A 25,819-nucleotide genomic window follows, 5' to 3' on the forward strand; every position below is an offset into this window, starting at 1 on the left:
ACTCCCGTCATCAATGATTACAGCTGGCCGGCGGCGGCCATTTTCAGATAGCTATCGTCGAAGCGCAGTCGGGTATTGGCGCTATCGCCGACGGTGACGTCGCCGGGGAAGCGCATGCCAATGAAGTCGGCGCTTTGCGCCCCTTCACCCAATAGCCCTTTATCAAATGAAAACTGCGCCACGCGCTGCATGGTTTTTGCCAGCTCCGGGCTGGAGATGAATGTCAGGGTTTCGGCGGCGGTCCAGAACAAGTGGGTCGTTTTCAGCTGCGCCTGGTAGCCAGCAAGATCGGTGCCGGAATCTGCCGCCATCGCGTTTAGCGCCTGGGCATCTCCGGCATGCATTTTGGCCATCATCTCAAACCATGCGCCGGTCAGGGCTTTACCCAGCGCGGGGTTATCTTTCAGGGTTTGCGTGTTGACCACCATCATGTCGATAAGCTCGCCGGGAACCTGCGCTGAGCTAAAGACTTCGCTGGTCTGCGGGGTCTTTTTAATCGCCGACAGCTGCGGGTTCCACGCCACGGCGGCGCGGACGCTGCTGGTGCCAAAAGCGGAGACAATATCGGCATCGGAGGTATTCACCACTTTGACATCTTTCTCCTGCAGACCGGCCTTCTCCAGACCGCGAACCAGCAGATAGTGCGAAACCGACAGCTCAGGGAGATAGACCTGCATCCCTTTCAGATCGGCTAACGTTTTAGCGCTGCCTTTGAGCACCACGCCGTCATTGCCGTCGGAATAGCTGCCGGTAATAAGCGCGGTGGTATCGACGCCGCCCGCTGCGGGGATCGTCAGCGCATCCATGTTGGTCATGGTGCAGCCATCAAACTGACCGGCGGTGTACTGATTAATCGACTCGATATAGTCGTTGAGTTGGACGATATTGATTTTGATGCCGTATTTCGCGGCCCATTTATCAATAATTTTTTCGTTGCTGATGGCGCCCCAGGGCATCCAGCCGGCATAGATCGTCCAGCAGACGTTGAACTCTTTTTTTACGGCGGCAAAGGAAGGGAAACTGGCCAGCAGCGCCAGCGACAGCATGAACGAGCGGATTACACGGGATGTCTTCATTATGAACCTCTGGTTGGCACAAAAACAGGAGCAGCGCGACACCTGACGGTGCTGCTGTCTCCCGGGCTTTTGTCCCGCCGTGTAACCTCGCAGAGGTCGCCAGCTCTCGGACCAGACATTCACCTGCGTGAACCGGAACCCTAGCCAGCTATTGGATCATCTTGATTGTCTGTTGCGCTGCCTTCTGATGTATTGATTGCAAAGGGCATGCCAGAAAATTGTTCTTTTTAATTCAGTGAGATAACTGAAAGTAGCGTGGCATCACACCACAATGGGGAGTGGTTTTGGGGCAATGCGTAACTTTGGTGCAGGTCATCTGTGCGACCAACGACCCGCCGCAGGCAATCAAGCAAAAACAGGCCTGGGCGCATTTTGCAAGCACTACCGGGTTATATAAACGGAGGAACTCGACCGCGGTAATCTTATTTCTTGTCGTCGCGACGGAAACCAGTAAATGACCAGAATTCACCTGCTTAGCTTTTTTTGCAACCGCTGCTTTTATCACCAGAGGCTTCGCTACAGTGTCCTATACTGATTAGCTAATAAGAAAATACGTAAGCTGCTTTACGTATTTTGGCTTTAATCCACAAATTTTTTATGGATTTCTTTGTCACCTGTTGTTAAAAGGATATAACTATTAATTCCGTAGATTCTTTCAAGTATCACTTATTGGTTGCAGTGTATATCGTAATGGCATTCACAAAAGCAAACGGAGCCTGATATGAGCACGTCTAACGATTCATCTAACAACGCATCCGCCGGGAAGTGCCCTTTTCACGCAGGGAAGCCCACACAAAGTGCCGGTGGCGGCACCGCCAACCGCGACTGGTGGCCTAATCAACTCCGCGTGGACCTGCTGAACCAGCATTCCAACCGCTCAAATCCCCTCGGCGAAGACTTTAACTACCGTGAAGAGTTCAAAAAACTCGACTATGCCGCGCTGAAGGCAGACCTGAGAGCGCTGCTGACCGATTCGCAGGAGTGGTGGCCGGCAGACTGGGGCAGCTACATCGGGCTGTTTATTCGTATGGCCTGGCACGGTGCAGGCACCTATCGTACCGTTGACGGTCGCGGTGGCGCAGGCCGTGGACAGCAGCGCTTTGCGCCGCTGAACTCCTGGCCGGATAACGTCAGCCTCGATAAAGCCCGTCGCCTGCTGTGGCCGGTAAAACAAAAATACGGCCAGAAAATCTCCTGGGCCGACCTCTATATGCTGGCCGGTAACGTCGCGCTGGAAAACGCCGGTTTCCGCACCTTCGGTTTCGGCGCCGGTCGTGAAGATGTCTGGGAACCGGATCTGGACGTGGACTGGGGCCATGAAAAGGCCTGGCTCGAACATCGTCACCCGGAAAGCCTGGCGCAACAGCCGCTGGGGGCCACCGAAATGGGCCTGATCTACGTTAACCCGGAAGGCCCGAACGCCAGCGGCGACCCGCTCTCCGCCGCCGCCGCCATTCGTGCCACCTTCGGCAACATGGCAATGGACGATGAAGAGATCGTCGCGCTGATTGCCGGCGGTCATACTCTCGGTAAAACCCACGGCGCAGCGGTAACCACTCACGTAGGCCCAGAACCTGAAGCCGCACCGATTGAAGCGCAGGGCCTCGGCTGGGCAAACAGCTATGGCAGCGGAGCCGGTCCCGATGCGATCACCTCGGGTCTGGAAGTGGTCTGGACACAGACCCCGACCCAGTGGAGCAACTACTTCTTCGAGAACCTGTTCAAATACGAGTGGGTCCAGACCCGCAGCCCGGCTGGCGCTATTCAGTTCGAAGCTAAAGACGCCCCGGACCTGATCCCCGATCCGTTCGATCCGGAGAAAAAACGCAAGCCGACCATGCTGGTTACCGACCTGACGCTGCGCTTTGACCCGGAATTCGGCAAGATTTCCCGTCGCTTCCTCAACGATCCGCAGGCCTTTAATGAAGCCTTCGCCCGCGCCTGGTTCAAACTGATCCACCGCGATATGGGGCCAAAATCGCGCTACCTCGGACCGGAAGTGCCGAAAGAAGACCTGATCTGGCAGGATCCGTTACCGGCCGCCATCCACAACCCAACGCCGGCGGATATTGCGACGCTGAAGACCGCCATCGCCGATGCCGGACTGTCGGTCAGCGAGCTGGTGTCGGTGGCCTGGGCCTCTGCCTCCACCTTCCGCGGCGGAGACAAACGCGGCGGGGCTAACGGTGCGCGTCTGGCGCTGGATCCGCAGAAATCGTGGCCGGTGAACGCCGTTGCTGCAAAAGTGCTGCCGACGCTGCAGGCCATTCAGAAAGCCTCGGGTAAAGCGTCGCTGGCCGATATCATCGTGCTGGCAGGCGTCGTGGGTGTCGAACAGGCCGCTGCGGCTGCCGGTGTGCAGGTCAGCGTACCGTTCGCGCCGGGCCGGGTGGATGCCCGTCAGGATCAGACGGATATCGAGTCTTTCGATCTGCTGGAACCGCTGGCGGATGGTTTCCGTAACTATCGCCGTATCGAAGGTGGCGTCTCGACAGAAACGCTGCTGCTGGATAAAGCCCAGCAGCTGACGCTGACCGCGCCGGAAATGACGGTGCTGGTGGGCGGCCTGCGGGTGCTGGGCGCCAACTATGATGGCAGCCAGCACGGGGTCTTCACCGATCGCGTCGGCGTCCTGAGCAATGACTTCTTCGTCAACTTACTCAGCATGGCCACCGTCTGGAACGCTACCGACGAGCAGGGCGAACTGTTCGAAGGCCGCGATCGTCAGAGCGGTGAGAGCAAGTACACCGCGACCCGCGCCGACCTGGTCTTCGGTTCGAACTCAGTCCTGCGGGCGCTGGCGGAAGTTTACGCCTGCCAGGATGCTCAGGAGAAACTGGTTAAGGACTTTGTTGCGGCCTGGACCAAAGTGATGAACCTCGACCGTTACGATCTGTAATCTCCCTCCCCGGCTGGCGCTATGCCCGCCGGGGCTTTTCCCCTTCCCCTCTTATGTTTTCCCCAGCTGCAATAACCGGCTGTAGGTACGCTGAATATCTTCCTGTTCGACATCCGCCACCAGTTCGCTCAGTCCGCAGGCAGCCACCACGATCAGCTGACACTGCTTTTCATAGAGCACATCCACCAGATTAATAAAACGCTGCTGCGCCGCCGGGCCTGCCTGACGCAAAGGCGGAACCGCATCCAGTAGCCAGCGCTCATGCCGTTCACAGAGCGCCAGATAATCCATCACCGATGTCGCCGCCATGCACAGTTGGTTGAAGGTGAAATGCAGAAAATGCGCCGGCGCAGAGGCGGCGTGCAGCGTACGATAGCCCACCTGCAGCGGCTGCGCGCTGACGCAGGGATCCGGTAGTTCAAGTCGCTGGCGGGTTTGTGCAGAGGGCTGCACCAGAAACCTCCCGCGGCAGAATGGATTTTCCGCCGGCGCATGGCGCGCCCGGTAATCCTCTTCACCATTGAGCGCGGCTATCGTCATGTGCTGTTTGATCAGCGCAATCGACGGCACAAAACGTTCGTGATACAGCGGGTTAGCCAGTAATTGATCCGGGGGATAGTTGGAGGTAGCCAGCAGAATGATGCCGCGTTGGAACAGCAGCGTAAGCAGCGCTTTCACCAACATGGCGTCGCCCGGATCGTGCAGATGGAACTCATCAAAACACAGGAGTCGACAGCCGTCGGTCATCTGTGCCAGCACCTCAGGCAGGGTTAGCGCGGGCTGCGCGTTCAGCCGCTGATGCAGTTCGCGAAAGAAATAGTGGAAATGCACCCGGCGCTTTTCCGCCAGCGGCAGGCTGGTAAAGAAATGATCGATAATAAAACTTTTGCCGCGCCCGGTACGCCCCCAGACGTACAGCCCTTTGGCGCCGGCGGCCTTGCCTGAGGTCAGTCCGCTCCCCAGCGTGTCCAGTTGATTAACCAGCGCCTGCTGATCTGCATCAAGGGCCAACGCCAGCTCCTCAGCCCGCTGCGCCATAAACGAAGTAAACCTGAATTCAGTCATTCCTTGCGTCATTTTCGCTCTTCGTGGTGTTACCGGCGCATCTGCACCGGAAAAAGATGAGGAATCCTCATCAATTACACCTTCCCTGCACGACAATAACAAGCTTATCTGCAGCACAACGGTTTTATACCTCTCGCGGACCTGAAAAAAATCCATCGCTCTCTTCAGGGGCACATCAGCAGACTAAAACCTGCAAAAACAGATAAATAGCATTGTTTATTCAGTAGCAGGTTGACTGTGCCGACCTACAAAAACCAACGTTATATATTGACATATACAGCGATGTTTTTTATCTTTTTGTCATACAAATAAAAACCGTACCCTTCAGACAGAGACGAGATTTTACCCGCCTCATTCCGCTTTCATTCGTCTGAACTCAAAATTAATGCGCTCATATAAACTCGTTTTATTTACCGGGATGATTCCCTGTTCTCTCATTATGCCGGCGATGCCCGTATATGCGGCAGAAACCCTGGTTGTCACCGCAGAACCGCTTACGCAATCCCTTGATGATGTTACGCCTGCCGCTGAACAGCAGGCTACGGTAGGCAACCTCGGCAAGCAGAAGTTGATTAACGTTCCGTGGTCCGTGCAGACGCTCTCCGACTCTCTGACCCGCCAGGTGCAGGCCAGCAGCGTCAAAGATATCTACCGTTATCTGCCCTCCGTCCAGGGCGACGGCGTTCGTCCGCAAACCCGCGGTATGCAGGGCAGCGTGGTCCAGAACAGCATGATTGACGGCCTGAACGTGGTGTCGACCACCGAGTACCCCGCTGAACAGTTTCAACGCATTGAGGTACTGAACGGTATGGCCGGCGCGTTATATGGCCCGGCGAACCCGGCAGGCATGTTTAACCTGGTCTCGAAACGGCCTACCGATGTGCCGCTGCGCAGGGTAACCGTTGGCGGAGGGACCGCCTCCGGCGCGAATGCCGCGTTGGACCTGAGCGGGCCGGTTGACGCGGCCGACAGAGTAAAATATCGCCTCAATCTGCGGGATCAGGACGGCAGCAGCTATACCCACGGTAGCCGTCAGCGCAACCAGTATGCGGGTCTGGCGCTTGACTTCCAGCTGACCGACCAGACGGTGCTGGAGAGCAATTTCAGCTACTACCACTTCTATCAAAAAGGTCTTCCCGGCACTTTTGCCCTCGCAAAAGGCACCCGTTTCCCGTCGCCGCTGGATCCGACCAAAAGCCAATATGGCCAGTACTACGCCGGCAACGACGACACCACCACAACCGGAAGCCTGCATATTAAGCATGATTTTGACGGTAACTGGCTGCTGGACATTGGCGTACTGCGCCAGATTGCCGACCGCGAATCCACCGCCGTGACCAATACGCTCACCGACAATCGAGGCCATTACACCACCACAACCGCCAACTCTGCCGCCAGCCGTTTTACCATCAACAGCTATCTTGCCAATCTTACCGGCAGCGTCGAGACGGGCTGGCTGCAGCATGATCTGGCGGTCGGCATGCGCGGTTTCGTGTGGAAAAACGACAATCCACGCAACGGCGGGACGCAAACGCTGGGACACGCCTCGCTGGCGGAAAATCCGGATTACGCCCGCCCTGCTTACCCGGACTTTACCGATCGCTATCATTCGGCCACCACCACGCAGCACGTTTTTTTACTGAGCGATACGCTGACTTTCACCCCGCAGTGGAGCCTGCTGCTCTCGGGTAGCGAAAACCTGTTCACCGTCGACAATTACAACAAAAGCGGAAATCGCAGCAGCAATCATGATGACCGGGGTACCAGCGGCTCAGCCAGTCTGATGTATAAACCGGTGGAGAATGTGACGCTCTACACGACCTGGGCAAACAGCATGCAACAGGGCGACACGGCGCCGGCCGGAGCCAGCAATGCCGGAGAGGTTCTCGACCCTTATCGTAGCCATCAGCTGGAAGTCGGCGCGAAATATGCCCCGCACCGCGACCTGCTCTTAACCGCGGCGCTATTCCAGGCCGAACGTCCGTTCGCCTACACCAACGATAGCGGCGATTTTGCCGAAGACGGTACGCAAAAAAACCGCGGGCTGGAGCTGATGGCCGACGGACACGTCACCTCTAACCTGCGACTGTTCGGCGGCGCTACCTGGCTCGACCCGCGTCTGCATAATACCTCGAGCGCGGATGCCGATGATAAGCAGGTTGTCGGCCTGCCGCGCTTCACCGCCAACCTGCTGGCCATTTACAGCATCGACCCGGTTCCTGGACTCGACGTCAACGGCAATATTCACTACGTCGGGCGCCGGGCGACGGATAATGCCAATGACAGCTGGGTCGCCAGCTATACCACCGTGGATATCGGCAGCAACTACCGCACCCGACTGTTTGGCACCGACACCACCTTCAGGTTAGCAATTACTAACATTACTAATCGCCACTACTGGACCAACATCGTGCCCGGCGCGCTGACAGGCTATACCGGCGCAGGTTACGCCAGCGCTCAGCCCGGCGCACCGCGCGAAGCGACGGCGTCAGTACAGTTTGATTTCTGAGGAACGACATGAAAAAGATAGCCGCTGGTCTGCTTTCGCTGCTACTCGCTTTCCCGGTGCTGGCCGACCGTCAGGTGACGGACGATGCCGGGCACCCGGTGATATTGCCCGATCGGGTGACTCAGGTGGCAGAGGGGTGGTTCGCGCACCACTCGCTGCTGATGACGCTCGGCGTCGGCGACCGTATCGTCGCCACGGTTAACCGTCCGGATAGCCGCCCGTGGATGTTTCATATCGCTCCCCGGCTCAATCAGGTGCTGATAAGTCGCGGCCCCCACTTCACCAGCGAAGCGCTGCTGACGCGCGATGCTCAGGTGGTCTTTGTGGCGCAGGGCAATGGCGATGCGGACGCCTATCGCCAGGCGGGATTAGCCGTGATGGAAATGCACTTTACCGACTACCCGTCGCTGGCCCACGCCGTAGAGACCACCGCAGCGGTCTTCGATACGCCCCAGGTTCGGGCCAGGGCCCAGGCGTACAACCGGTATCTGCAACAGGTTATCGCCGTCACCGCTCAGCGCAACCGGGGTCTGACGGACGGCGAGCGGCCGCGGGTGCTGCATATCCAGTCGCTGAAGCCTCTTAAGGTTGACGGCAGCCATACGCTAATCGATACCTGGATTCACCTGGCCGGTGGGCGAAACGCCGCGGCGGAAATCTCCGGCAATATGCAGGAAATTTCCCCGGAGAAAGTGCTCGCCTGGCAGCCAGATATCATCATCCTCGGCGCCGGGTGCGGCGATTTACAGCACTCGGCTTATGGCAAGCTGTTCGCGCCGCTACGGGCGGTAAAAAACGGCAAGGTCTGGCAGAATCCGGCAGGCGTGTTCCCGTGGGATCGCTACGGCACGGAAAGCGCGCTGCAGATCCAATGGGCGGCGAAACGGTTGCAACCACAGCGTTTTAACGATCTGGATATGATCGCCATCACCCGCGATTTTTATCAGCGCTTTTTCGATTATTCGCTGACCGGGTCGGAAGCAGAGCGGATATTACAGGCGCTGCCGCCACAGGTAAAAGTGGGCCGCTAAGCAGCGGCTCAGCGCATCATGCTGGCCGCCGGTGTCATGGTCATTTACTTCAAATCCGTCGGCCACCCTACGAAGAAACCAGCGTATCCAGTAGACATTTTGCATATCGGCGAGATTTTTTGCTGTGGAAGTCCCATGGAAAGAGGAATTAAAAATTTAAAACCATTAACAATCTAATAACATTAGCAGGCAAACATTTTATCTGAGGAAAATAATAATATGTCTACCACCCAGGTTCTGGGGGATGCGCCTTTTGCACCCGCAGAACACCCCCACTCCAGCTTAACCCGCCGCATTGATGCCCTGCCTGCCTCTGTCGGCCTGTGGTCGTTTATTACTCTGCTGGCGCTGGGCGGCTTCTTTGAGCTCTACGATCTTTTTCAGACCGGGTATATCAGTACCGGACTGCTGGCAGAACATATTTTTCATACCGACCAACAGGGCATTTTTGGCATCTCCGATCAGGCCTCATTTGCCTCGGCCACCTTCTTCGGATTATTTATCGGCGCCAGTCTGCTGGCGCCGCTGGCGGACAAGCTGGGCCGCCGATTGACCTTTATGTTTGCGCTGGCCTGGTACGGCGCGTTTTCACTGCTGATGGCTTTCCAGAACAGCGCCGAAGGGGTCATCTTGTGCCGCTTCCTGGTTGGTATTGGGCTGGGAATTGAACTGGTGACCATCGACACCTACCTGAGCGAATGGGTCCCGACCCATCTGCGCAACAAAGCGTTCGCCTTTGCCTTTTTTATCCAGTTTCTCTCGGTTCCCGCCGTCGCGCTGATGTCATGGATGCTGGTCCCGACGACGCTGTTCGGCCTGAGCGGCTGGCGCTGGGTGATTATCTTTGGCGCACTGTGTTCGCTGATCATTTGGGTCATCCGCAAAAAATTGCCGGAGTCGGCCCGCTGGCTGGAGGTGAAAGGTCGCCATGCGGATGCGCACGCGGTGATGTGTCAGATGGAGCGGCGCTGTGGCGTCACGCCTTCGCCGCAGCATATCCCGGACACCCGGGAAGCGCAGCGCAAAAGTGGAACCTTTAAAGAGATCTGGGCGCCGGAATACCGCAGACGAACCCTCATGCTGATGGTGATGAATTTCTTTCAGGCGATCGGCTTTTTTGGCTTCGGCAACTGGCTGCCGGCGCTGCTTTCCGGCCAGGGGGCGAGCATTACCCACAGCCTGCTGTACGCCTTTTTTATCACTCTCGCCTACCCGCTGGGCTGCTTGTTCTGCACCCGCTTTGTCCACCGGTTTGAGAATAAGTGGCAGATCGTTCTTTCCGCGCTGATGACGGTGGTGTTCGGTACCCTGTTTGCGCTGCAGAATAACCCGGTGATGCTGGTTGTCTGCGGGTTTATGATTACCTGGTCCAACGCCTGGCTGACCATCAGCTATCATGCCTACCAGGCGGAAATCTTCCCGACGCGGATTCGCGCCAGAGCCGTGGGCTTTTGCTACTCGTTCAGCCGCCTGTCAACGGCGCTCACCAGCCTTCTGATCGGCCTGATTTTACAATACGCCGGCACCCCGGGGGTGATTAGCTTCATCGTGGCCAGCATGCTGATGGTGATGCTCTCGGTGGGTATTTACGGCCCGAAAACCCGCGGTATCGAGCTGGAAAATATCTGACTGTCCGCTGCGCCGCCGGGTGATTATCGGCGGCGCAGTCGGCTCATGGCGGGCAATCGTCAGCGCACTAAGCCGTAGTCTGCCAAATGAATATGCCATTGAGCCCCAGGGACGGCCTCCCATCCCCCGGCCATATTAATTAAAAATGACCTGCGCATCGGCAAAACATTTCTCCGCCAGTGACGAGACCGGCTGCTGGTTGCGCATGATCAGCGCCAGCATTGACTCTACTTCGGTTTCGACGATGGGAATAATCTCCAGATTATCGCTTAACGCCTCCAGACCATTGTTGAGCGGCATAATGGCGCAGCAAATTCCCGCCTGCACCGCCTGGATAATCTGGAAGGTAGAATCGCTCTCAAAAACATATTTCGGCGTGAACCCTTTACTCTTAAAACTCATCTCAATGGATTCACGGTAATGCATTCCTTTAGTGAGAAAACCAAGCGGTAATGCGGCCAGCGTTTCCCAGTCTGGCGTCCCTTCGGCAAACTGAAAATGGCGTTTATCATGCAGCAACCCCATTCGCGTTGCCGGCAGCCGCTTAATGTTGAAAAGCTGGCTATCGACGTGGTGAAGGTAGCAAATGCCCAGATCGAGCTGATTACGGCTGACGCCATCGATAATCTGCTCCGAGGTGAGAGAAAGCAGGCTGAACTGCAGCTCCGGGTACTTCCCGGCCAGCGGTTTAATCAGCTGCATCGGGTTAAGGCTGGCCAGCGGCACCATCCCTACCCGCAGTTGCCCCACCATCTGGCCGCGACAAATCGCCGCTTCCGCCTCCAGCCCGTCATGAGCCGCCAGCAGCGCCCGTGCCCAGGCCAGAATACGTTCGCCTTCCGCGGTAAACCCCTCAAACCGCTGCCCGCGTTGAATCAGAACCAGATTGAGCTCCTCTTCCAGATTGCGGATGCGCATCGAAAGCGTCGGCTGAGTGATATGGCACAGCGCCGCGGCCTGGCCAAAATGACGCGTTTGATCGAGTGCGATCAGGTATTTGAGCTGTTTAATATCCATGGTTAATCCAGTGTGTTGCCGTTCGCTATATGCGAACGCCGGCGCGATGCAGACTCCCCTCGCCCGGTCAAAAGTATGTTAGTTAAATGTTACGTTCAGCATCGGACAAATACAAGCCGGTCCGGCGCTTGCGGAAGTGACGATCGGCGGACTACACTCGCACAGAACCGCTTCGGGAGGAGCACATGGCGCCCCGCATCCATCACGTCCAGCAGCATCACTTGCCTCTCCCCGGTCTCGAGGCCATGTCACTGCTGACCGAACAGCACTTTTCGCGCCATGCTCACGAGCAGTTTGGCCTCGGTATTTTCATTCGCGGTGCCCAGCGCTCGTGGAGTCATCTTGGCCAGGTTGACGCCTCGGCCGGGCAGATCATTATGGTCAACCCGGGAGAAATGCACGATGGCGTACCGCTGAACGGTCCCCGCAGCTGGCAAATGCTCTACCTCGATCCGCAGCTCGTCGTCGATGAATTTCAGGGCGCGGTCAAAAGTGAGGATATCCTGCTGCGCCCGGTGGTCGACGACCCGCCGCTGCGCCTGCTCATGCAGCGACTGTTCGCTGAAATCACCGCCCGCACGGGCGATGAGACGGCGCTTGAAGAGGGGCTGCTGCTCTGTCTGCTGCGGGCAACCGGCTGCCATCGTCTCGTCCGGACGGCACCGGCCCGTTACTCCCCGACCATCGCGCTGGCAAAAGAGTATCTTGATGATGCTCCGGAGGAAAAAACCTCCCTCGACATGCTCGCCGCGCTGTGCGGCATGAGTCGTTTCCAGCTGATCCGCGGCTTCGCCCGCGAAACGGGCATTACCCCGCATGCCTATCTGGTGCAGTCCCGGGTACGGCTGGCGCGTCGGCTGTTAAGCGCCGGACATTCCCCCGCCGATGCGGCGCAGATGGCCGGCTTCGCCGATCAAAGCCATCTGACTCGCGCCTTTCAAAAACAGTTCGGCACCACCCCGGGCAGCTATCACTCCGTCCGGTAACCTCGCCTGCAATTTTATTCAAGACGCGCCCGCGGTGTGGCGAAATACTCAGAGCGACTGATTTCTCTCACAGGAACACCGCCATGTCGTTCATCAGCCCTGAATTTCTACTCACCTCATTGCTGGTTGTACTCGCCCCCGGCACCGGGACGCTCTACACCATCGCCACCGGACTCGCTGCCGGAAGACGCAGGAGCTTCGCGGCCGCTTTCGGCTGCACCCTGGGTATCATTCCGCATCTGCTTGCCGCCGTCACCGGTCTGGCGGCGCTGCTCCACCGCACTCCGGAACTCTTCGGTGCGATCAAATATCTCGGTGTCGCCTGGCTGCTGTACATGGCATGGAATACGCTCGCTCAACGGGGCGCGCTCACGCCAGAGAGCCGCGACAAGGCCGATTCACCGCTGAAAATCATCACGCATGCCGTGATGATTAACCTTCTCAACCCGAAACTGCCGCTCTTCTTTTTCGCCTTTCTGCCGCAATTTATCCGCAGCGATGCCGCCTCCCCGGGGGAAGCGATGCTGACGCTGAGCGGGATTTTTATGCTGATGACGCTACTGGTCTTTATGTTATACGGCGCCTGCGCGGCCGCGATGCGCGGCTATGTCCTGACCCGTCCCAGGGTGTTACTGGGGCTGCGGGTCGCTTTTGCCGCCGGTTTTGTCGGCCTTGGCATCAAGCTGGTACTGGCGCCAGAATAGCGAGAGTTTGCTGCCGACGTTGAGGTCGGCAGCGGTCGCGGGCAGATTAGCGCAGGCCGGAGACCGGCCGAATCTCTTTCGAGCGCAGGGTCAGACGAATCGGCACGGATTTATAAGAAGGCGTGCCGCTCTCTTCATCAATGTAGTCCAGCGGAACCAGGACGTTGGCTTCCGGATAGTAGGCGCCAACGGTGCCTGGCGCGATGTTGTAGGCCACCAGCGTAATATCCTCCAGACGCAAATCGCTGTCCGGCAGCGCGGTGGTGATATCCACCCGGTCGCCGTGCTCGAATCCCTGACTGGCCATATCCTGCTCGTTCATAAACAGCACGTCGCGACGGCCAAAAATACCGCGGTAGCGGTCATCCATGGCGTAGATGGTGGTGTTGTACTGATCGTGGCTGCGCAGTGTGACCAGCCGCAGCACCTCCTCGCCCGCAACATGGACGTTCTCATGTACGCCGTGGAACACCGAGAACATGGCTTTCCCGGTTGGCGTTGGCCAGATGCGCTCCGTCGGCGGCAGCGGCATGCGAAAACCGCCCGGGTGACGAATACGCTCGTTGTAGTTATCAAAACCGGGAATGGTGCGTTCGATCAGATCGCGGATACGGTCGTAATCTGCCACCAGCGAGCGCCAGTCGACTTTAGTGTTTGCCAGGGTCGCCATCGCCATACCGGCAACAATCGCCGGTTCTGAACGCAGCAGCGGCGAGGCCGGTTTCAGTTTTCCTGACGAGGCGTGCACCATCGACATGGAATCTTCCACGGTGATCGACTGCCGCCCGGTCTCCTGCATATCCAGCTCGGTGCGGCCCAGACACGGCAGAATAAACGTCTCTTTCGCTACCAGCAGATGCGAACGGTTCAGTTTTGTCCCGACGTGCACGCTGAGATCCAGCCCGCGCATTGCCGGGAACGCGCGCTCATGGTCGGGCATTGCCACCGCAAAGTTACCGCCAAGACACAGCAGAGCCTTCGATTTGCCCTCGATCATCGCCTGCAGCGCTTTCACCGCGTCATGGCCATGCTTGTGCGGCGGCACGAACCCAAACACCTCCTGCAGCTTCGCCAGGAAGGCGGCGCCCGGCTTCTCGGTAATCCCGACGGTGCGGTTGCCCTGGACGTTGGAGTGACCGCGCAACGGACAGATCCCGGCACCGGGTTTGCCGATATTCCCGCGCATCAGCAGCAGGTCGGCGATCAGCCGCACGTTTGATGTGCCTTTGTTATGCTGAGTGATCCCCATGCCATAGGTCACAATCGTGGCGTTCGATTTAGCGTAAGCGTCGGCAACCCGCTGCAGGTCAGCGCGGGTGAGACCGGATTCGCGTTCGATATCTTGCCAGGAGGTCTTCTGCAAATCATCGACAAACGCCGGGAAGTTCTGCGTATGTTCAGTAATAAAGGCGCGATCGAGGACGCTACCCTGCTCTTCTTCCATCTGCAGCAGCGCTTTGGCAATGCCTTTCAGCGCCGCCGCATCGCCACCGGCCTTCACCTGAAAATAGGTAGAGGCAATATTTGTCGAGCGCAGGGTTGCCATCTCGATAACATTCTGCGGGTCGGCAAAACGCTCCAGCGCTCGCTCTTTCAAAGGGTTAAACACGATAATCGGTACGCCGCGACGAGCCAGCTCATGCAGTGTCCCCATCATACGCGGGTGGTTGGTTCCCGGATTATGGCCGATGGAAATCACCAGCTCGGTTTTATCAAAATCATCCAGCGACACCGTTCCCTTGCCGATGCCGATCGACTGCGGCAGCCCGACGCTGGTCGATTCATGGCACATATTCGAACAGTCGGGAAAATTGTTGGTGCCCAGTTCACGGGCAAACAGCTGGAACAGCCAGGCCGCTTCGTTGGAGGCGCGTCCGGAAGTATAGAACTCGACCTCGTCCGGCTGCATGCCGCTGACCACTTCGCCGATACGCGCGAAGGCGCTTTCCCAGCTGGTCGGGCGCAGCGTGTCGCTGGCGCGATCGTAGACCAGCGGATGGGTTAAGCGACCGTAGCCTTCGAGCTCAAAGTCGCTTTTGGCCAACAGCGAAGTGACGGTGTTCGCCGCCAGAAATTTCGGCGTAACGCGTTTGCTGGTCGCTTCCCAGGTCACCGCTTTGGCGCCATTTTCGCAAAACTGGAAAGTAGATTTGTGTTCTTTATCCGGCCAGGCACAGCCGGGGCAGTCAAAGCCGTCAGGCTGATTGGTGCGCAGCAGGGTGACGGGCGCCTCCAGGGCATCCATTTGTGTCCGCACGGCGATGGCCGTTGCTTTCAATGCGCCCCAGCCGCCGGCCGGGCCATCATAAGGATGCACGCCAGGTACTGAGCGTCTTTTCATATTCATATCTACTCCAGAATGCGCCGTCGATAAGCGAGAACGACGTGCCGAATCACCTTAATCAGGGCGATCCGCAACGTGAAAAAGTTCGTCCGCCGGAGAACACCGCGGCGGACGTTTTTGTTAACGAAAGCATAACAATCGGGATCGCAACTGTATAATCAATGTTATCTATCACGCGTTAGATTTAACTTATTTAACAGTTACGCAGAGAGAACCATCAGGTCAGATTGTAGTAGCGGTCGGGCTGCAGCGTTTCCGGCAGCGGGTGCTGACCGGTCATATCCAACAGGTTGCGTTCGATGGTGTTGCACATGGCGTTGAGGGGTAAATCGTTCGCCGCGGTGCCAAACGGATCTTCCAGCTCTTCCGCCAGCGAATCCCAGGACAAGAAGGTGTAAGAGATAAAGACCGACACGAACGGCGTCATGTAGTGCAGATCGCCGACCAGCGCGAAAGGCAGCAAGGTGCAGAACAGATAGACCGTACGCTGCAGAATCAAGGTATATGCGAAAGGGACCGGCGTGCTGGCCAGGCGTTCGCATCCGCCCAACACGTGGGCCAGCTCGTCGAGCTTATTGTCCATCAGACCATAGGTGATATCGCTCACCTTCCCCGCTTCGCGCAGCTGGCCCAGCTCATGACCGACCAGCAACAGGATGCGGTTAGTCGGCATCGAGCTGCCGAGGATCTCCGCGACGGTATCGGGGGGCAGCAGCCGGTTAAGGTCAGCCCCGGGATGGGTTTTACGTAACTGGTGTTTCAGACTCCAGCTAAAGGCAATCAGGTAGCTGGCGATTTTTTGATGCGTTTGGTGCTCCGTCGGAAGAATATTTTTCAGCTGACGCATCAGGGTGCGTTCGGCAATCAGTACCGTCCCCCAGAGATTACGCGCTTCGACAAAACGGTTGTAGCTGGCGCTGTTGCGAAAACCGAGGAATATCGCGATGGCTATCCCCAGCAAACTAAAGGGCGCCACGGTCAGATGGATACCCAGCTGTTCGTACCATTGATAGCTGATGATGGCGATAATCGACATCAGGACGTTAAGCAGCAGGCGAAAAATGATTTTTGACAGCACGGAGCCGTGCCAGTCAAACAGACGAAGGAACCAGTGTTGTTCTGGTCGGATGATCATTGTATGACTTCCTGAATGCCCAGTCTGGCTATAGATAATATCTATTAACCGATTGGATTATTTTATTGAACATAAACACGACAATGCGTTTGTTATTAACCATTAATATGCGATGGAATAATGGCGCAATAATTATGGTCCTTTTTTATTTATCGGGCAATATGAAAACCACTGCGGGGATGCGAGGTAGAGCGCCAATGAATCAACCCTGAGATTAATGTGGCTACATTATCAACCTGCCGGCGTCAGCCTCCTCTGGACAGTTAACGCACCTGTCGCGGGGCCCACACGCAATCGATTCCAGCGAGCCGATAATTTAATTCACAGAGGGCCGAAAACGCGCATAAAAATATAAATCGCGCCGACTTTTTTATTCTGAAATAATAGCCGACAGGTGCTATCCGCGACAAAAACGTTAATTCACGGCCATTCTGCGCATCGCACAATGATAGGCGCCGTTGCGTACCGATGCGCGAAGCACCCTGGCGATACCCTGTACCGCGAGCCGGGCGGTATGCCGCTGCCAGGGAGTCAGCGTCAGAGAGAGCATCTCCTGCGCCCAGGGCGGCAGCAGATCAATCCCGGCACGCATCATCAACTGGCCTGCCGGCTGAGTCAGACGGCCGGGTAAACGGGTGGTCAGCAGCACGTTCGCCACCTCCCGCGTACGCTCATCGCAGCGCAGACGCGGGCGCATATCCTGCAGATATTCCGTCACCTGCTGCGGCGTCACCGGGATATCGCGCGCGCCCAGACGGCGGGCAATCTCAGCCGCCTCGTGGAAATATTGCGTCTGTCGCTCCTCGCTGACCACCGTACGCTTATAGCGCAGATGCGATGCCATAAAGCTGCTGCATTCGGCCACGTGTACCCATGTCAGCAGCGCCGGATCGCTGGCCTTATACGGCGTGCCGTCTTTATCGTGCCCGCTGACCCGCAGGTGAATGCCCTGCACTTTGGCAATCAGCCTTTCCGCATCGATGGTGGTGCCAAAGGTGGTCGCGGAGATAAACTGGCTGGTGCGCCGCAGGCGGCCGAAGATATCGTCGCGGAAATTGGAGTGATCCCAGACGCCGGACAGCGCCAGCGGGTGCAACATCTGGAGCAACAGTGCGCTCACGCCTCCGCATAGCATCGACGTAAAGTCGCCGTGTACCTGCCAGATAGCCGATCGGGGGCCGAACAGCCCCGGCTCCCCTTGCGGGTGCTCGAAATCAATCTCTTTCAGCGCCATGCCGGTTAAGCCCAGAACCTGAGCTTCTATCATTCCGCGTATGCTGGTCATTGTTTTGCCTGATTCTCTCCGTGACAGCAAAACATACCACTATTCGGCGCGGGACTCATGTGCAGGCCGTGACTTTATCCGCAGCGAGGATGCAGAGTGCCCGCCAGCAACGGGCACTAAAGACTCAAGGATTCAGCTGGTAGTCGAGACTAATCTCAGCGTTCAACACCTGCGATACCGGGCAGCCGGCTTTCGCTTTCTGGATAATGCCGTCAAAGACATCGGCTTCAATGCCCGGCAGAACAATCTGACTCTGCAGCGCCACCTGGGTAATCGCAAAACCGCCGCCGGATTTATCCAGCGTCACCACCGCCACCGTATCAATCGCCGTGGCCGTATAGCCGGCTTCACTGAGCATCAGCGACAGCGCCATCGAGAAGCAGGCCGCATGCGCAGCGCCTATCAACTCTTCCGGATTGGTCCCTTTTACTCCCTCAAAACGGGTATTGAAACCGTACGGCTGCTGGCTCAACGCCCCGCTTTCTGTCGAAACGGTCCCCTTGCCACTTTTTAAATCCCCTTCCCAGTGCGCCTGACCTTTCTTATGGATTGCCATGTAATCGCTCCTGTTGGTATGTCGAACCCAAAGTATAGATGGTGAGGCGTCTTTCGGGGGTGGATTAGGAAAATCCCCTATAAAACAAAAAATTATCAGGTGGCGCCTTCTGTCGTTTTTTTAACACGAAAATTAGATGAAAGTCGGAGATGGCTCACGAAAGAGGACGCTGTCGGCGCGAACAAGAGACAGACGTGCGGACGCCACCAGGTAGCAGGTAGCGAGGTGAGTGATGGCAGGAGCACACGCGCCCGCAAGGCACGACGCAGGATCGGCGGTACGAAAGCGCGCTAGCTAAGCTGCGCCAGCTGCTGTTGGATCTCATCGAGGAACAGCGGTAGCGCGCTGGGTTGATAGTCGCGCGATAAATAGATGCCGTAGACGCTGAGTGCTTTCGGCGTCCAGCCCGGCAACACCGGCTTCAGCGCCCCGCTGTTGAGCGCGCGCTGCGCTTCCAGTTCCGGCAGCATCGCGATACCGCATCCGGCTACCGCCGCTTCGAGTAGTAATGAGGAGATCCCGGCGCTGAGGTTTCCGGAAACCGTCACCGAGACCTCCTCGCCCTGCGAGTCGGTAAGCTGCCAGCTCGGCGCGACAAAATGGCTGTAGTGCAGACAGTTATGTTCGCTAAGCTCCGCCGGCGTCTGCGGCTGGCCATGTAACTGCAGCCAGCGCGGCGATGCGCACAGGACCGAACGACAGACCCCCAGCCGACGGGCAATCGCTCCTGGCTCCGGGTTATCGGTGATGCGAATCGCCACGTCGATGCGCTCGCCGATCAGACTCACCGGATGATTATTGATATCCAGTTCGAGACGCAGCTGGGGATAACGGGCGAGAAAATCGGGTAACAGCGGTGAAATCAGCTGCATAGCCGTAAAGTGAGCGCAGGCGACGCGAAGCGTGCCGCTGGGCACCGCCCGCTCGGTCTGCCCGGCAATTTCATCCGACAGTTGCGTCAGGCTGCGGGTTTTTTGCAGCACCTTCTCCCCGGCCGCGGTTAAGGTTAATTTGCGCGTCGAACGGTGGATCAGGCGGGTACCCGCCCAGTGTTCCATCTGCTCCAGATAGCGACTGACCATCGGACGCGACATCCCCAGCGCACGGGCCGCGGCGCTCAGGCTCCCCAGTTCGCAGATCCGCATGTAGACCTGCGCGGCAATAATTCTGTCCATCTTTCACTTCCATCTGCACGTTTTATGAAACTCAGCATCTCTTTTTTCAGGAATTTTCGCAAATCAGGAAATCCGTAAAATAGCGTTATTCAACAGACACAGAGAAAACCAACATGAAATTATCCGCCCTTGCCGTTGCCACCGCGCTGTTCAGCTCCGCTGCGTTTGCCGCACCTTTAACATTGCAGACCTATAACCCGCAGGATAAAGGTATCTTCGCCGTGAACTCGACGCTGGCTTCCGGCCCGCATGAAGCGGTGCTGTTTGATGCGCAATTTAGCGTGAAAGATGGCGAAAAGCTGGTCGATATGATCCGCAAAAGCGGTAAGAAACTGAGCCGCATTGTCATTACCTCCGGCGATCCGGATTTCTATTTCGGCCTCGAGCCGCTGGTGAAGGCTTTCCCGGACGCAAAAGTTGTCGCCACGGCCGAGGTGGTCAAGCACATCGAAGCAACCCAGGCCGCGAAGCTGGCATTCTGGGGCCCGCAGATGAAAGATGGCGCACCGAAGCAGCTTTATACGCCGCAGGTGATTGCAGCCAACACCTTTACCATTGACGGCGAAAAAGTTGAAATTCGTCAGCCGCAACACTACGCGGCGTTCGTCTGGATCCCGGCGAACAAAGCCATCCTCGGCGGTACCGGTGTCGCCTGGGGTATGCACGTATGGACGGCCGATACCCAGAGCGCCGAAAGCCGCTTGCAGTGGCGCAAAACGCTCGACGATATGGCCGCACTCCATCCGCAGCAGGTCATTCCGGGCCACTATCTTGGCACACCGCCGGCCGGGGATCGCGCGATCGCCTTTACCCGCGACTATCTGCAGCAGTTTGAGCAGGCGCTGAAAACGCACAAAGATTCCGCCGGGGTGATCGCCGAGATGAAACAGCGCTGGCCGGAGCTGGCGGAAGTCAGTTCGCTGGAGCTGAGTGCGAAGGTGAACACCGGCGAGATGAAGTGGTAAACGCAGACTATTCCTGATTCCGGGTGATAAAGTTGCCAGGGGCGGAAAAATAGACCACGATAGATAGACGGTCGCGCTAGCGCGCCGTTCTTAGGGTTACATTTCGTCCGGCCACGCCGGGCTTGTCCTTGAAACAGAACTGGATTAAGGAGTAAGAATGAAATCGAACCACCAGGCACGTCATCTTCTCGGTCTGAACTATAAACTGTCCCAGCAGAAAAAAGTGGTGCTGGACGGCGATGTGGAAACGACAATTAACCACGCTCATGCCACCGGCCGTAAGCGCCGCGCGGGTTAATTTCTCAGCTGAATGATGATAAAAACACCGTCCTTTCGTCAGGATGGTGTTTTTTTAATACAATTTCCCCTCTTTGATAACATCTGCTCTATACTGCTCCCGCTGCATTCCCTGCCAGCCCGCACGCTTATCGCCGCGCACGGTCTGAAGTGAACATCAAGGAGTTAGTGCGATGCAATTCACCCATAAGAAAAACCGTTCCCTGTATATCCCCTACGCTGGCCCCGTTCTGCTCGAATTTCCCCTTCTCAACAAAGGTAGCGCCTTCAGCATGGAAGAGCGCAGCAGCTTTAACCTGCTCGGCCTGCTGCCAGAAGTTGTTGAAACAATTGAGGAACAAGCTGAACGCGCATGGATCCAGTACCAGGGATTTAAAACTGAGATCGACAAGCATATTTACCTGCGCAACATTCAGGACACCAACGAAACCCTCTTTTATCGCCTGATTGGCAACCATCTCGATGAGATGATGCCGGTCATCTATACGCCGACCGTCGGCGCCGCCTGCGAGCGCTTCTCTGAGATCTACCGTCGTTCGCGCGGTGTTTTTATCTCCTATCAGAACCGGCACAACCTCGACGATATCCTGCAAAACGTCCCGAACCACAACGTCAAAGTGATCGTCGTCACCGACGGGGAACGCATTCTGGGTCTCGGCGACCAGGGCATCGGTGGTATGGGGATCCCGATCGGCAAACTCTCGCTGTACACCACCTGCGGCGGTATCAGCCCGGCCTACACGCTGCCGATTGTGCTGGACGTGGGGACGAACAATCAGCAGCTGCTCGACGATCCGCTGTATATGGGCTGGCGCCATCCGCGTATTACCGACGATGAGTATTATCAGTTTGTCGATGACGTTATCCAGGCCATTAAGCACCGCTGGCCGGACGTTCTGCTGCAGTTTGAAGACTTCGCGCAGAAAAACGCTATGCCGCTGCTCAACCGCTATCGCAATGAGATTTGCTCATTCAATGATGATATCCAGGGCACCGCCTCGGTGACCGTCGGCACGCTGATTGCAGCCAGCCGCGGTGCGGGCAGCCAGCTGAGCGAACAGAAAATCGTCTTCCTCGGCGCCGGCTCTGCCGGTTGCGGGATTGCCGAACAGATTATCGCCCAGATCCAACGCGAAGGATTAAGCGAAGAAGAAGCGCGTCAGCGCGTGTTCATGGTTGACCGTTTCGGCCTGCTGACTGACGCCATGCCGAACCTGCTGCCGTTCCAGAACAAACTGGTGCAGAAGCGTGAAAATCTGCAGCAGTGGGATACCACCAACGAAGTGCTCTCCCTGCTTGACGTTGTGCGCAATGTGAAACCGAATATCCTGATCGGTGTCTCCGGCCAGCCGGGTCTGTTCACCGAAGAGATTATTCGCGAGATGCATAAGCACTGCCCGCGTCCAATCGTAATGCCGCTGTCGAACCCGACCTCTCGGGTGGAAGCCACGCCGCAGAACATCCTCAGCTGGACCGACGGCGAAGCGCTGGTTGCCACCGGCAGCCCGTTCGCGCCGGTCACGCTGAAAGGTAAGCAGTACGTTATTGCCCAGTGCAACAACTCCTATATCTTCCCCGGTATCGGTCTTGGCGTCATCGCCTCAGGGGCATCGCGAGTCACCGATGAGATGCTGATGGCGGCCAGTGAGACGCTGGCGAAGCACTCGCCGCTGGTCAACAACGGCGAAGGCCCGGTGCTGCCGGAACTGAAAGATATCCAGACCGTCTCACGCGCGATCGCTTTCGCGGTCGGCAAAGTCGCTCAGGAACAGGGCGTGGCGGTGAAAACCTCCGCCGAGGCGCTGTTGCAGGCGATCAGCGATAACTTCTGGTTGCCGGAGTATCGCAACTACCGCCGGACCTCGATTTAACCGGTATTCAATGGGCCTGAATCTCAGGCCCGGCTTAGTATCAGAGCAGCATATCATGCTATGCTGCTCGCCTCAGGGTAAATTAGTATTTTATATATTCATAAAAGTATAGTTATTTATTCATATCAATAGTTATGTTTTAGTTTTATAAAAGTATAAATGATTTTGTTTGTCGGGATATTGTAAAAAATAACATCTTTAATCTATTCTATCAGTGTCATCTTCGAAACGTTAGCAGGCACCGATCGGAGGAATAATGAATAAGTATCTTGAACTGATAGATAAACCCCGAGCTAATAGTGTAAATGTTGGCCTTAGCTCACCGAAACTATCAACTTTGATAAGTCTTTTTGGAGAACCGAGAGATAATTACACAGGTGATTGCCAGTCTGTTACTGGCCCCTTTAAAAATAGAATTATTACGCAGTCAGTAGGTCCATTTAAGTGTACGGGCATGGATGTGGCACTAAAGTCATTGACCGATATTTTAGATTCGGTAAAAAATGAAATACCCGATCTTTATGCAATACTAGGTACGGCTGGAATGTTATGTGCCCGTAAAGTTAAAATTAAGCGGAAAGATGGCACTCTTCACCTTGGTGACAATCCTTCTAATCATTCCTGGGGTTTAGCAATAGATATCAAATTATCAGGTGTACTTGATAAACAAAGTGATGATAAGTGTTTCCGTGGCCTTCTAATCCTCTCAAAATATTTTAATGCCGGAGGATGGTATTGGGGAGTAAGTTTTCCAAATGAAGATGCAATGCATTTTGAGGTGGCCGAGTCGACATTAATAAAATGGCGAAATGAAAATTTAATCTAATCTCCACATAAAACATTGAGATTTAAAATTTAATAAAAAAACCAAATCGCATTCGAGTTTTATTTCTAATTGCAAAATAATAAACTCAATGAACATACCAGGTTAACGCTATCATATTACAGAAGAGTTTCAACTCGAATTGTATTGAGCGGTTGACAGAACGAAAGCGCATACATTCGGCTGTTCAGGATGATAAATTACCATTAACTTACCCAGAGTAAAGAAGATGTCACGTCAATGATAGAACACTTGAGTTTAAATAAAATTTTCATAAAAATTAACAATGTAACATATTAAATTATTTATATTTCCTGATATTATTACAATTACCGCTCATTATTTATGAATGTCAAATCTACATGTCATGTGCAATTAAATAAAACAGTACCTTAAATTTCATTTAACTAGCCAAAACGTCTTTCTTCATCTACACTCCCTTCACCTGTCAACTCACTGAATGAAAAAGGAGGACCCCATGCTGTTATGTGAAATATCTATGTTTTCACTGACATTTGGTAATCGTCACTGCTCAAGCGTTATCGGTATCGTGCTGCGATAACTTCAGCTTGAGCGAAGACACCCCAGACTAATTCCCTTCCCTCGGGCTTACCGGGTTATCGTCAGCGATGTTTGACGAGGCGTTTTTACGCCTGTAACTCTTGAGTAAGTTCACTATGAGTACATTATTTAGCGCGCAATCTCTGCATGTTGAAACGGCATTCGGGCCGCTTTTCACCGACCTCTCCTTTACCCTGAAAAAAGGCGACCGCATCGGTCTGATCGGCCATAACGGCTGCGGCAAAAGTACCCTGCTGCAGGTGCTGGACGGCACGCTGACGCCCGCTGCCGGCAGCGTGGCGCTGGCGCACCATTGCCTGATGGCGCGGGTTGAACAGCACCTGCCGGATGCCCTGCTGCAACAATCGCTCATTGAGGTGGTTCTGGCGCGGCTTCCCGCCAGCGGGCGTGAACAACAGCGCTGGCAGGCAGAACGTCTGCTGGCAGAAATGGGCTTTACGACGGTGGCGTTCACCCAGCGAGCGGCAACGCTAAGCGGCGGGCAACATACCCGACTGCTGTTGGCCAGAGCGTTAATTCAGCAGCCGGATCTCCTGCTGCTTGACGAACCCGGCAACCATCTCGATCTGCCGACCCTGCTGTGGCTGGAAAGCTTCTTGCAAACCTGGCAGGGGAGCTTCGTGCTGGTGTCCCATGACCCCCTCTTACTGGATGCTGTAACTAATGCCAGTTGGATCCTGCGCGACAGAACCCTGCACGCCTTCTCTCTTCCCTGTAGCGCGGCGCGTCAGGCGCTGGCGGAACGGGACGAAAGCGATGCCCTGCGTCATAAAGCCGAGCAGCGAGAAATCGACCGCGTCACCACCAGCGCCAAACGGCTGGCAACCTGGGGACAGGTGTACGACAACGAAGATCTCTCGCGCAAAGCCAAACAGATGGAGAAACAGGTCGCGCGCCTGAAGGAGAGTCAAACCGAGCTGACCGCCGGCACGCCGTGGCGGCTGGCGCTGAACGGTGACGCCCTGCGGGCCGATCGTTTACTCGAAATTGAACAGCTGCCGGTGCCCCCGGCTCCGGGATTACCAGCCCTGTTCACCGCCGGGCTGGCGCGTCTGCGCAGCGGCGACCGGGTGGCGATTATGGGGCGCAACGGCGGCGGGAAATCGTCGTTGCTGCGCCTGCTGTGGCGGCAGATGCAGCAGGCGGCGCCGGATGTCGGCCTGCGTCTGCATCCACGATTACATCCGGGCTACTACGACCAGTCGCTGCATCAGCTGGCGGATAATGCCACGCTGCTGGAGGCGCTGGAGCGCTTCGAACCCGCCGGTGAACGCCGTAAGCGGGCGCTGATTTCCGCCGGTTTCAGCTGGAGCCGCCACGGGCAAAAGGTCAGCACCCTCAGCGGGGGCGAACGTTCCCGCTTGCTGTTTGTCGGACTGTCGCTGGCGAGCTATAGCCTGCTTCTGCTGGATGAGCCCACCAACCATCTGGATATGGAAGGCAAAGAGGCGCTGGCTGCCTCGCTGCGCGAGTATTCCGGCGGTCTGCTGCTGGTCAGTCATGACCGTCAGTTGATAAGCCAGAGCTGTAACCGCTTCTGGCTGATTGATGATAACGGGCTGAGCGAGTGGCATAGCGCCGACGACGTTTACACCCGCCTGCGCGGCGGGGCGCCCTGCCCGGGAGGCCCGCCGACGCGGATGCGACGACCACCGTCTCCGAAGACCATGACGCCCTGCTGGAACGGCTGATCGATCTGGAACAACGGCTGGCGGATGATGTATCGCGTAAACCTAAGCACCAGAAACCCCACCTGCAGGCGCAGTGGCGCGAGGAGATCGCGGCCATTACCGCCAGACTGAGTTAAAGGAGACTGAATCCCCGGCTAAGGTGGAGACAGCTTAGCCGGGTGTACGCGGTCAAGGACGGT

Annotated in this window: 18 protein-coding genes, 1 pseudogene and 1 riboswitch; of the genes and pseudogenes, 11 read left to right on the forward strand and 8 right to left on the reverse strand. The window is 56.4% G+C overall.

The features are described 5' to 3' along the window. Positions 1 to 17 precede the first annotated feature (17 nt). Positions 18 to 1,076 carry a putative urea ABC transporter substrate-binding protein gene (locus OQV00_RS13255; protein WP_004861822.1) on the reverse strand — a complete coding sequence of 353 codons (1,059 nt, stop codon included), beginning with the start codon at positions 1,074 to 1,076 and terminating at the stop codon, positions 18 to 20. 56 nt (positions 1,077 to 1,132) lie between these two features. Next, positions 1,133 to 1,231: riboswitch (guanidine-I (ykkC/yxkD leader) on the reverse strand. 566 nt (positions 1,232 to 1,797) lie between these two features. Here OQV00_RS13255 and katG point away from each other — a divergent pair. Next, positions 1,798 to 3,975, forward strand: coding sequence for a catalase/peroxidase HPI (gene katG, locus OQV00_RS13260; protein WP_004861819.1), 2,178 nt, complete (start codon positions 1,798 to 1,800; stop codon positions 3,973 to 3,975). 51 nt (positions 3,976 to 4,026) lie between these two features. Here katG and zapE read toward each other — a convergent pair whose 3' ends face one another. Next, positions 4,027 to 5,052 carry a cell division protein ZapE gene (gene zapE, locus OQV00_RS13265; protein ID WP_266278713.1) on the reverse strand — a complete coding sequence of 342 codons (1,026 nt, stop codon included), beginning with the start codon at positions 5,050 to 5,052 and terminating at the stop codon, positions 4,027 to 4,029. A 373-nt stretch (positions 5,053 to 5,425) separates the two neighbouring features. Between zapE and OQV00_RS13270 the strand changes: the two genes are divergently transcribed. The 3 genes from OQV00_RS13270 to OQV00_RS13280 all read left to right on the forward strand — a co-directional run bounded on the left by OQV00_RS13270 (position 5,426) and on the right by OQV00_RS13280 (position 10,209). Beyond that, positions 5,426 to 7,549: a TonB-dependent receptor gene (locus tag OQV00_RS13270; RefSeq protein ID WP_015584361.1), complete on the forward strand. Its 2,124-nt coding sequence runs from the start codon at positions 5,426 to 5,428 to the stop codon at positions 7,547 to 7,549. A gap of 8 nt (positions 7,550 to 7,557) precedes the next feature. Beyond that, complete coding sequence (locus OQV00_RS13275) at positions 7,558 to 8,580, forward strand: ABC transporter substrate-binding protein (protein WP_104895644.1); 1,023 nt, start codon at positions 7,558 to 7,560, stop codon at positions 8,578 to 8,580. 219 nt (positions 8,581 to 8,799) lie between these two features. After that, positions 8,800 to 10,209 (forward strand): MFS transporter, encoded by a 1,410-nt coding sequence (locus OQV00_RS13280; RefSeq protein ID WP_004861807.1) that lies wholly within the window; start codon positions 8,800 to 8,802, stop codon positions 10,207 to 10,209. A gap of 135 nt (positions 10,210 to 10,344) precedes the next feature. Here OQV00_RS13280 and OQV00_RS13285 read toward each other — a convergent pair whose 3' ends face one another. Next, positions 10,345 to 11,226, reverse strand: coding sequence for a LysR family transcriptional regulator (locus tag OQV00_RS13285; protein ID WP_266278716.1), 882 nt, complete (start codon positions 11,224 to 11,226; stop codon positions 10,345 to 10,347). Between the two features lie 185 nt (positions 11,227 to 11,411). Between OQV00_RS13285 and OQV00_RS13290 the strand changes: the two genes are divergently transcribed. Beyond that, complete coding sequence (locus tag OQV00_RS13290) at positions 11,412 to 12,212, forward strand: helix-turn-helix transcriptional regulator (RefSeq protein ID WP_015584364.1); 801 nt, start codon at positions 11,412 to 11,414, stop codon at positions 12,210 to 12,212. An 83-nt stretch (positions 12,213 to 12,295) separates the two neighbouring features. Beyond that, positions 12,296 to 12,916, forward strand: a complete 621-nt coding sequence (locus OQV00_RS13295) for a LysE family translocator (RefSeq protein ID WP_032717430.1) — start codon at positions 12,296 to 12,298, stop codon at positions 12,914 to 12,916. Between the two features lie 46 nt (positions 12,917 to 12,962). Here the strand turns inward: OQV00_RS13295 and OQV00_RS13300 are convergent, their stop codons facing one another. From OQV00_RS13300 to OQV00_RS13320, 5 genes are all read right to left on the reverse strand, one after another. Continuing rightward, positions 12,963 to 15,263 carry an FdhF/YdeP family oxidoreductase gene (locus OQV00_RS13300; RefSeq protein WP_004861793.1) on the reverse strand — a complete coding sequence of 767 codons (2,301 nt, stop codon included), beginning with the start codon at positions 15,261 to 15,263 and terminating at the stop codon, positions 12,963 to 12,965. 214 nt (positions 15,264 to 15,477) lie between these two features. After that, positions 15,478 to 16,395, reverse strand: a complete 918-nt coding sequence (locus OQV00_RS13305; protein ID WP_004861790.1) for a bestrophin family protein — start codon at positions 16,393 to 16,395, stop codon at positions 15,478 to 15,480. Between the two features lie 415 nt (positions 16,396 to 16,810). Continuing rightward, the gene (locus OQV00_RS13310; RefSeq protein ID WP_015584366.1) at positions 16,811 to 17,680 is read right to left on the reverse strand and encodes an oxygenase MpaB family protein; all 870 of its coding nucleotides are present in this window, start codon (positions 17,678 to 17,680) and stop codon (positions 16,811 to 16,813) included. A gap of 124 nt (positions 17,681 to 17,804) precedes the next feature. After that, on the reverse strand, positions 17,805 to 18,236 hold the full coding sequence (locus OQV00_RS13315; RefSeq protein WP_004861784.1) for an OsmC family protein: 432 nt from the start codon (positions 18,234 to 18,236) through the stop codon (positions 17,805 to 17,807). Between the two features lie 290 nt (positions 18,237 to 18,526). Then, the gene (locus tag OQV00_RS13320) at positions 18,527 to 19,411 is read right to left on the reverse strand and encodes a LysR family transcriptional regulator (protein ID WP_004861781.1); all 885 of its coding nucleotides are present in this window, start codon (positions 19,409 to 19,411) and stop codon (positions 18,527 to 18,529) included. A 113-nt stretch (positions 19,412 to 19,524) separates the two neighbouring features. On the opposite strand from OQV00_RS13320, the gene OQV00_RS13325 reads away from it, so the two are divergent. From OQV00_RS13325 to OQV00_RS13345, 5 genes and pseudogenes are all read left to right on the forward strand, one after another. Next, positions 19,525 to 20,376, forward strand: a complete 852-nt coding sequence (locus OQV00_RS13325; RefSeq protein ID WP_004861778.1) for a Vmh family MBL fold metallo-hydrolase — start codon at positions 19,525 to 19,527, stop codon at positions 20,374 to 20,376. Between the two features lie 157 nt (positions 20,377 to 20,533). Further along, a complete protein-coding gene (sra, locus tag OQV00_RS13330) occupies positions 20,534 to 20,674 on the forward strand; it encodes a stationary-phase-induced ribosome-associated protein (RefSeq protein WP_004861775.1) in 141 nt (46 codons plus the stop codon). Positions 20,675 to 20,846: 172 nt separating this feature from the next. Continuing rightward, positions 20,847 to 22,544 (forward strand): NAD-dependent malic enzyme, encoded by a 1,698-nt coding sequence (locus OQV00_RS13335; protein WP_004861771.1) that lies wholly within the window; start codon positions 20,847 to 20,849, stop codon positions 22,542 to 22,544. A 256-nt stretch (positions 22,545 to 22,800) separates the two neighbouring features. After that, positions 22,801 to 23,370: a M15 family metallopeptidase gene (locus OQV00_RS13340; RefSeq protein ID WP_004861768.1), complete on the forward strand. Its 570-nt coding sequence runs from the start codon at positions 22,801 to 22,803 to the stop codon at positions 23,368 to 23,370. A 674-nt stretch (positions 23,371 to 24,044) separates the two neighbouring features. Next, a pseudogene (locus OQV00_RS13345) lies at positions 24,045 to 25,756 on the forward strand (ABC-F family ATP-binding cassette domain-containing protein). Positions 25,757 to 25,819 lie beyond the last annotated feature (63 nt).

Origin of the sequence: Klebsiella sp. DY2415 (assembly GCF_026314315.1) — a bacterium.
GTDB classification, from domain to species: Bacteria; Pseudomonadota; Gammaproteobacteria; order Enterobacterales; family Enterobacteriaceae; genus Klebsiella; species Klebsiella ornithinolytica.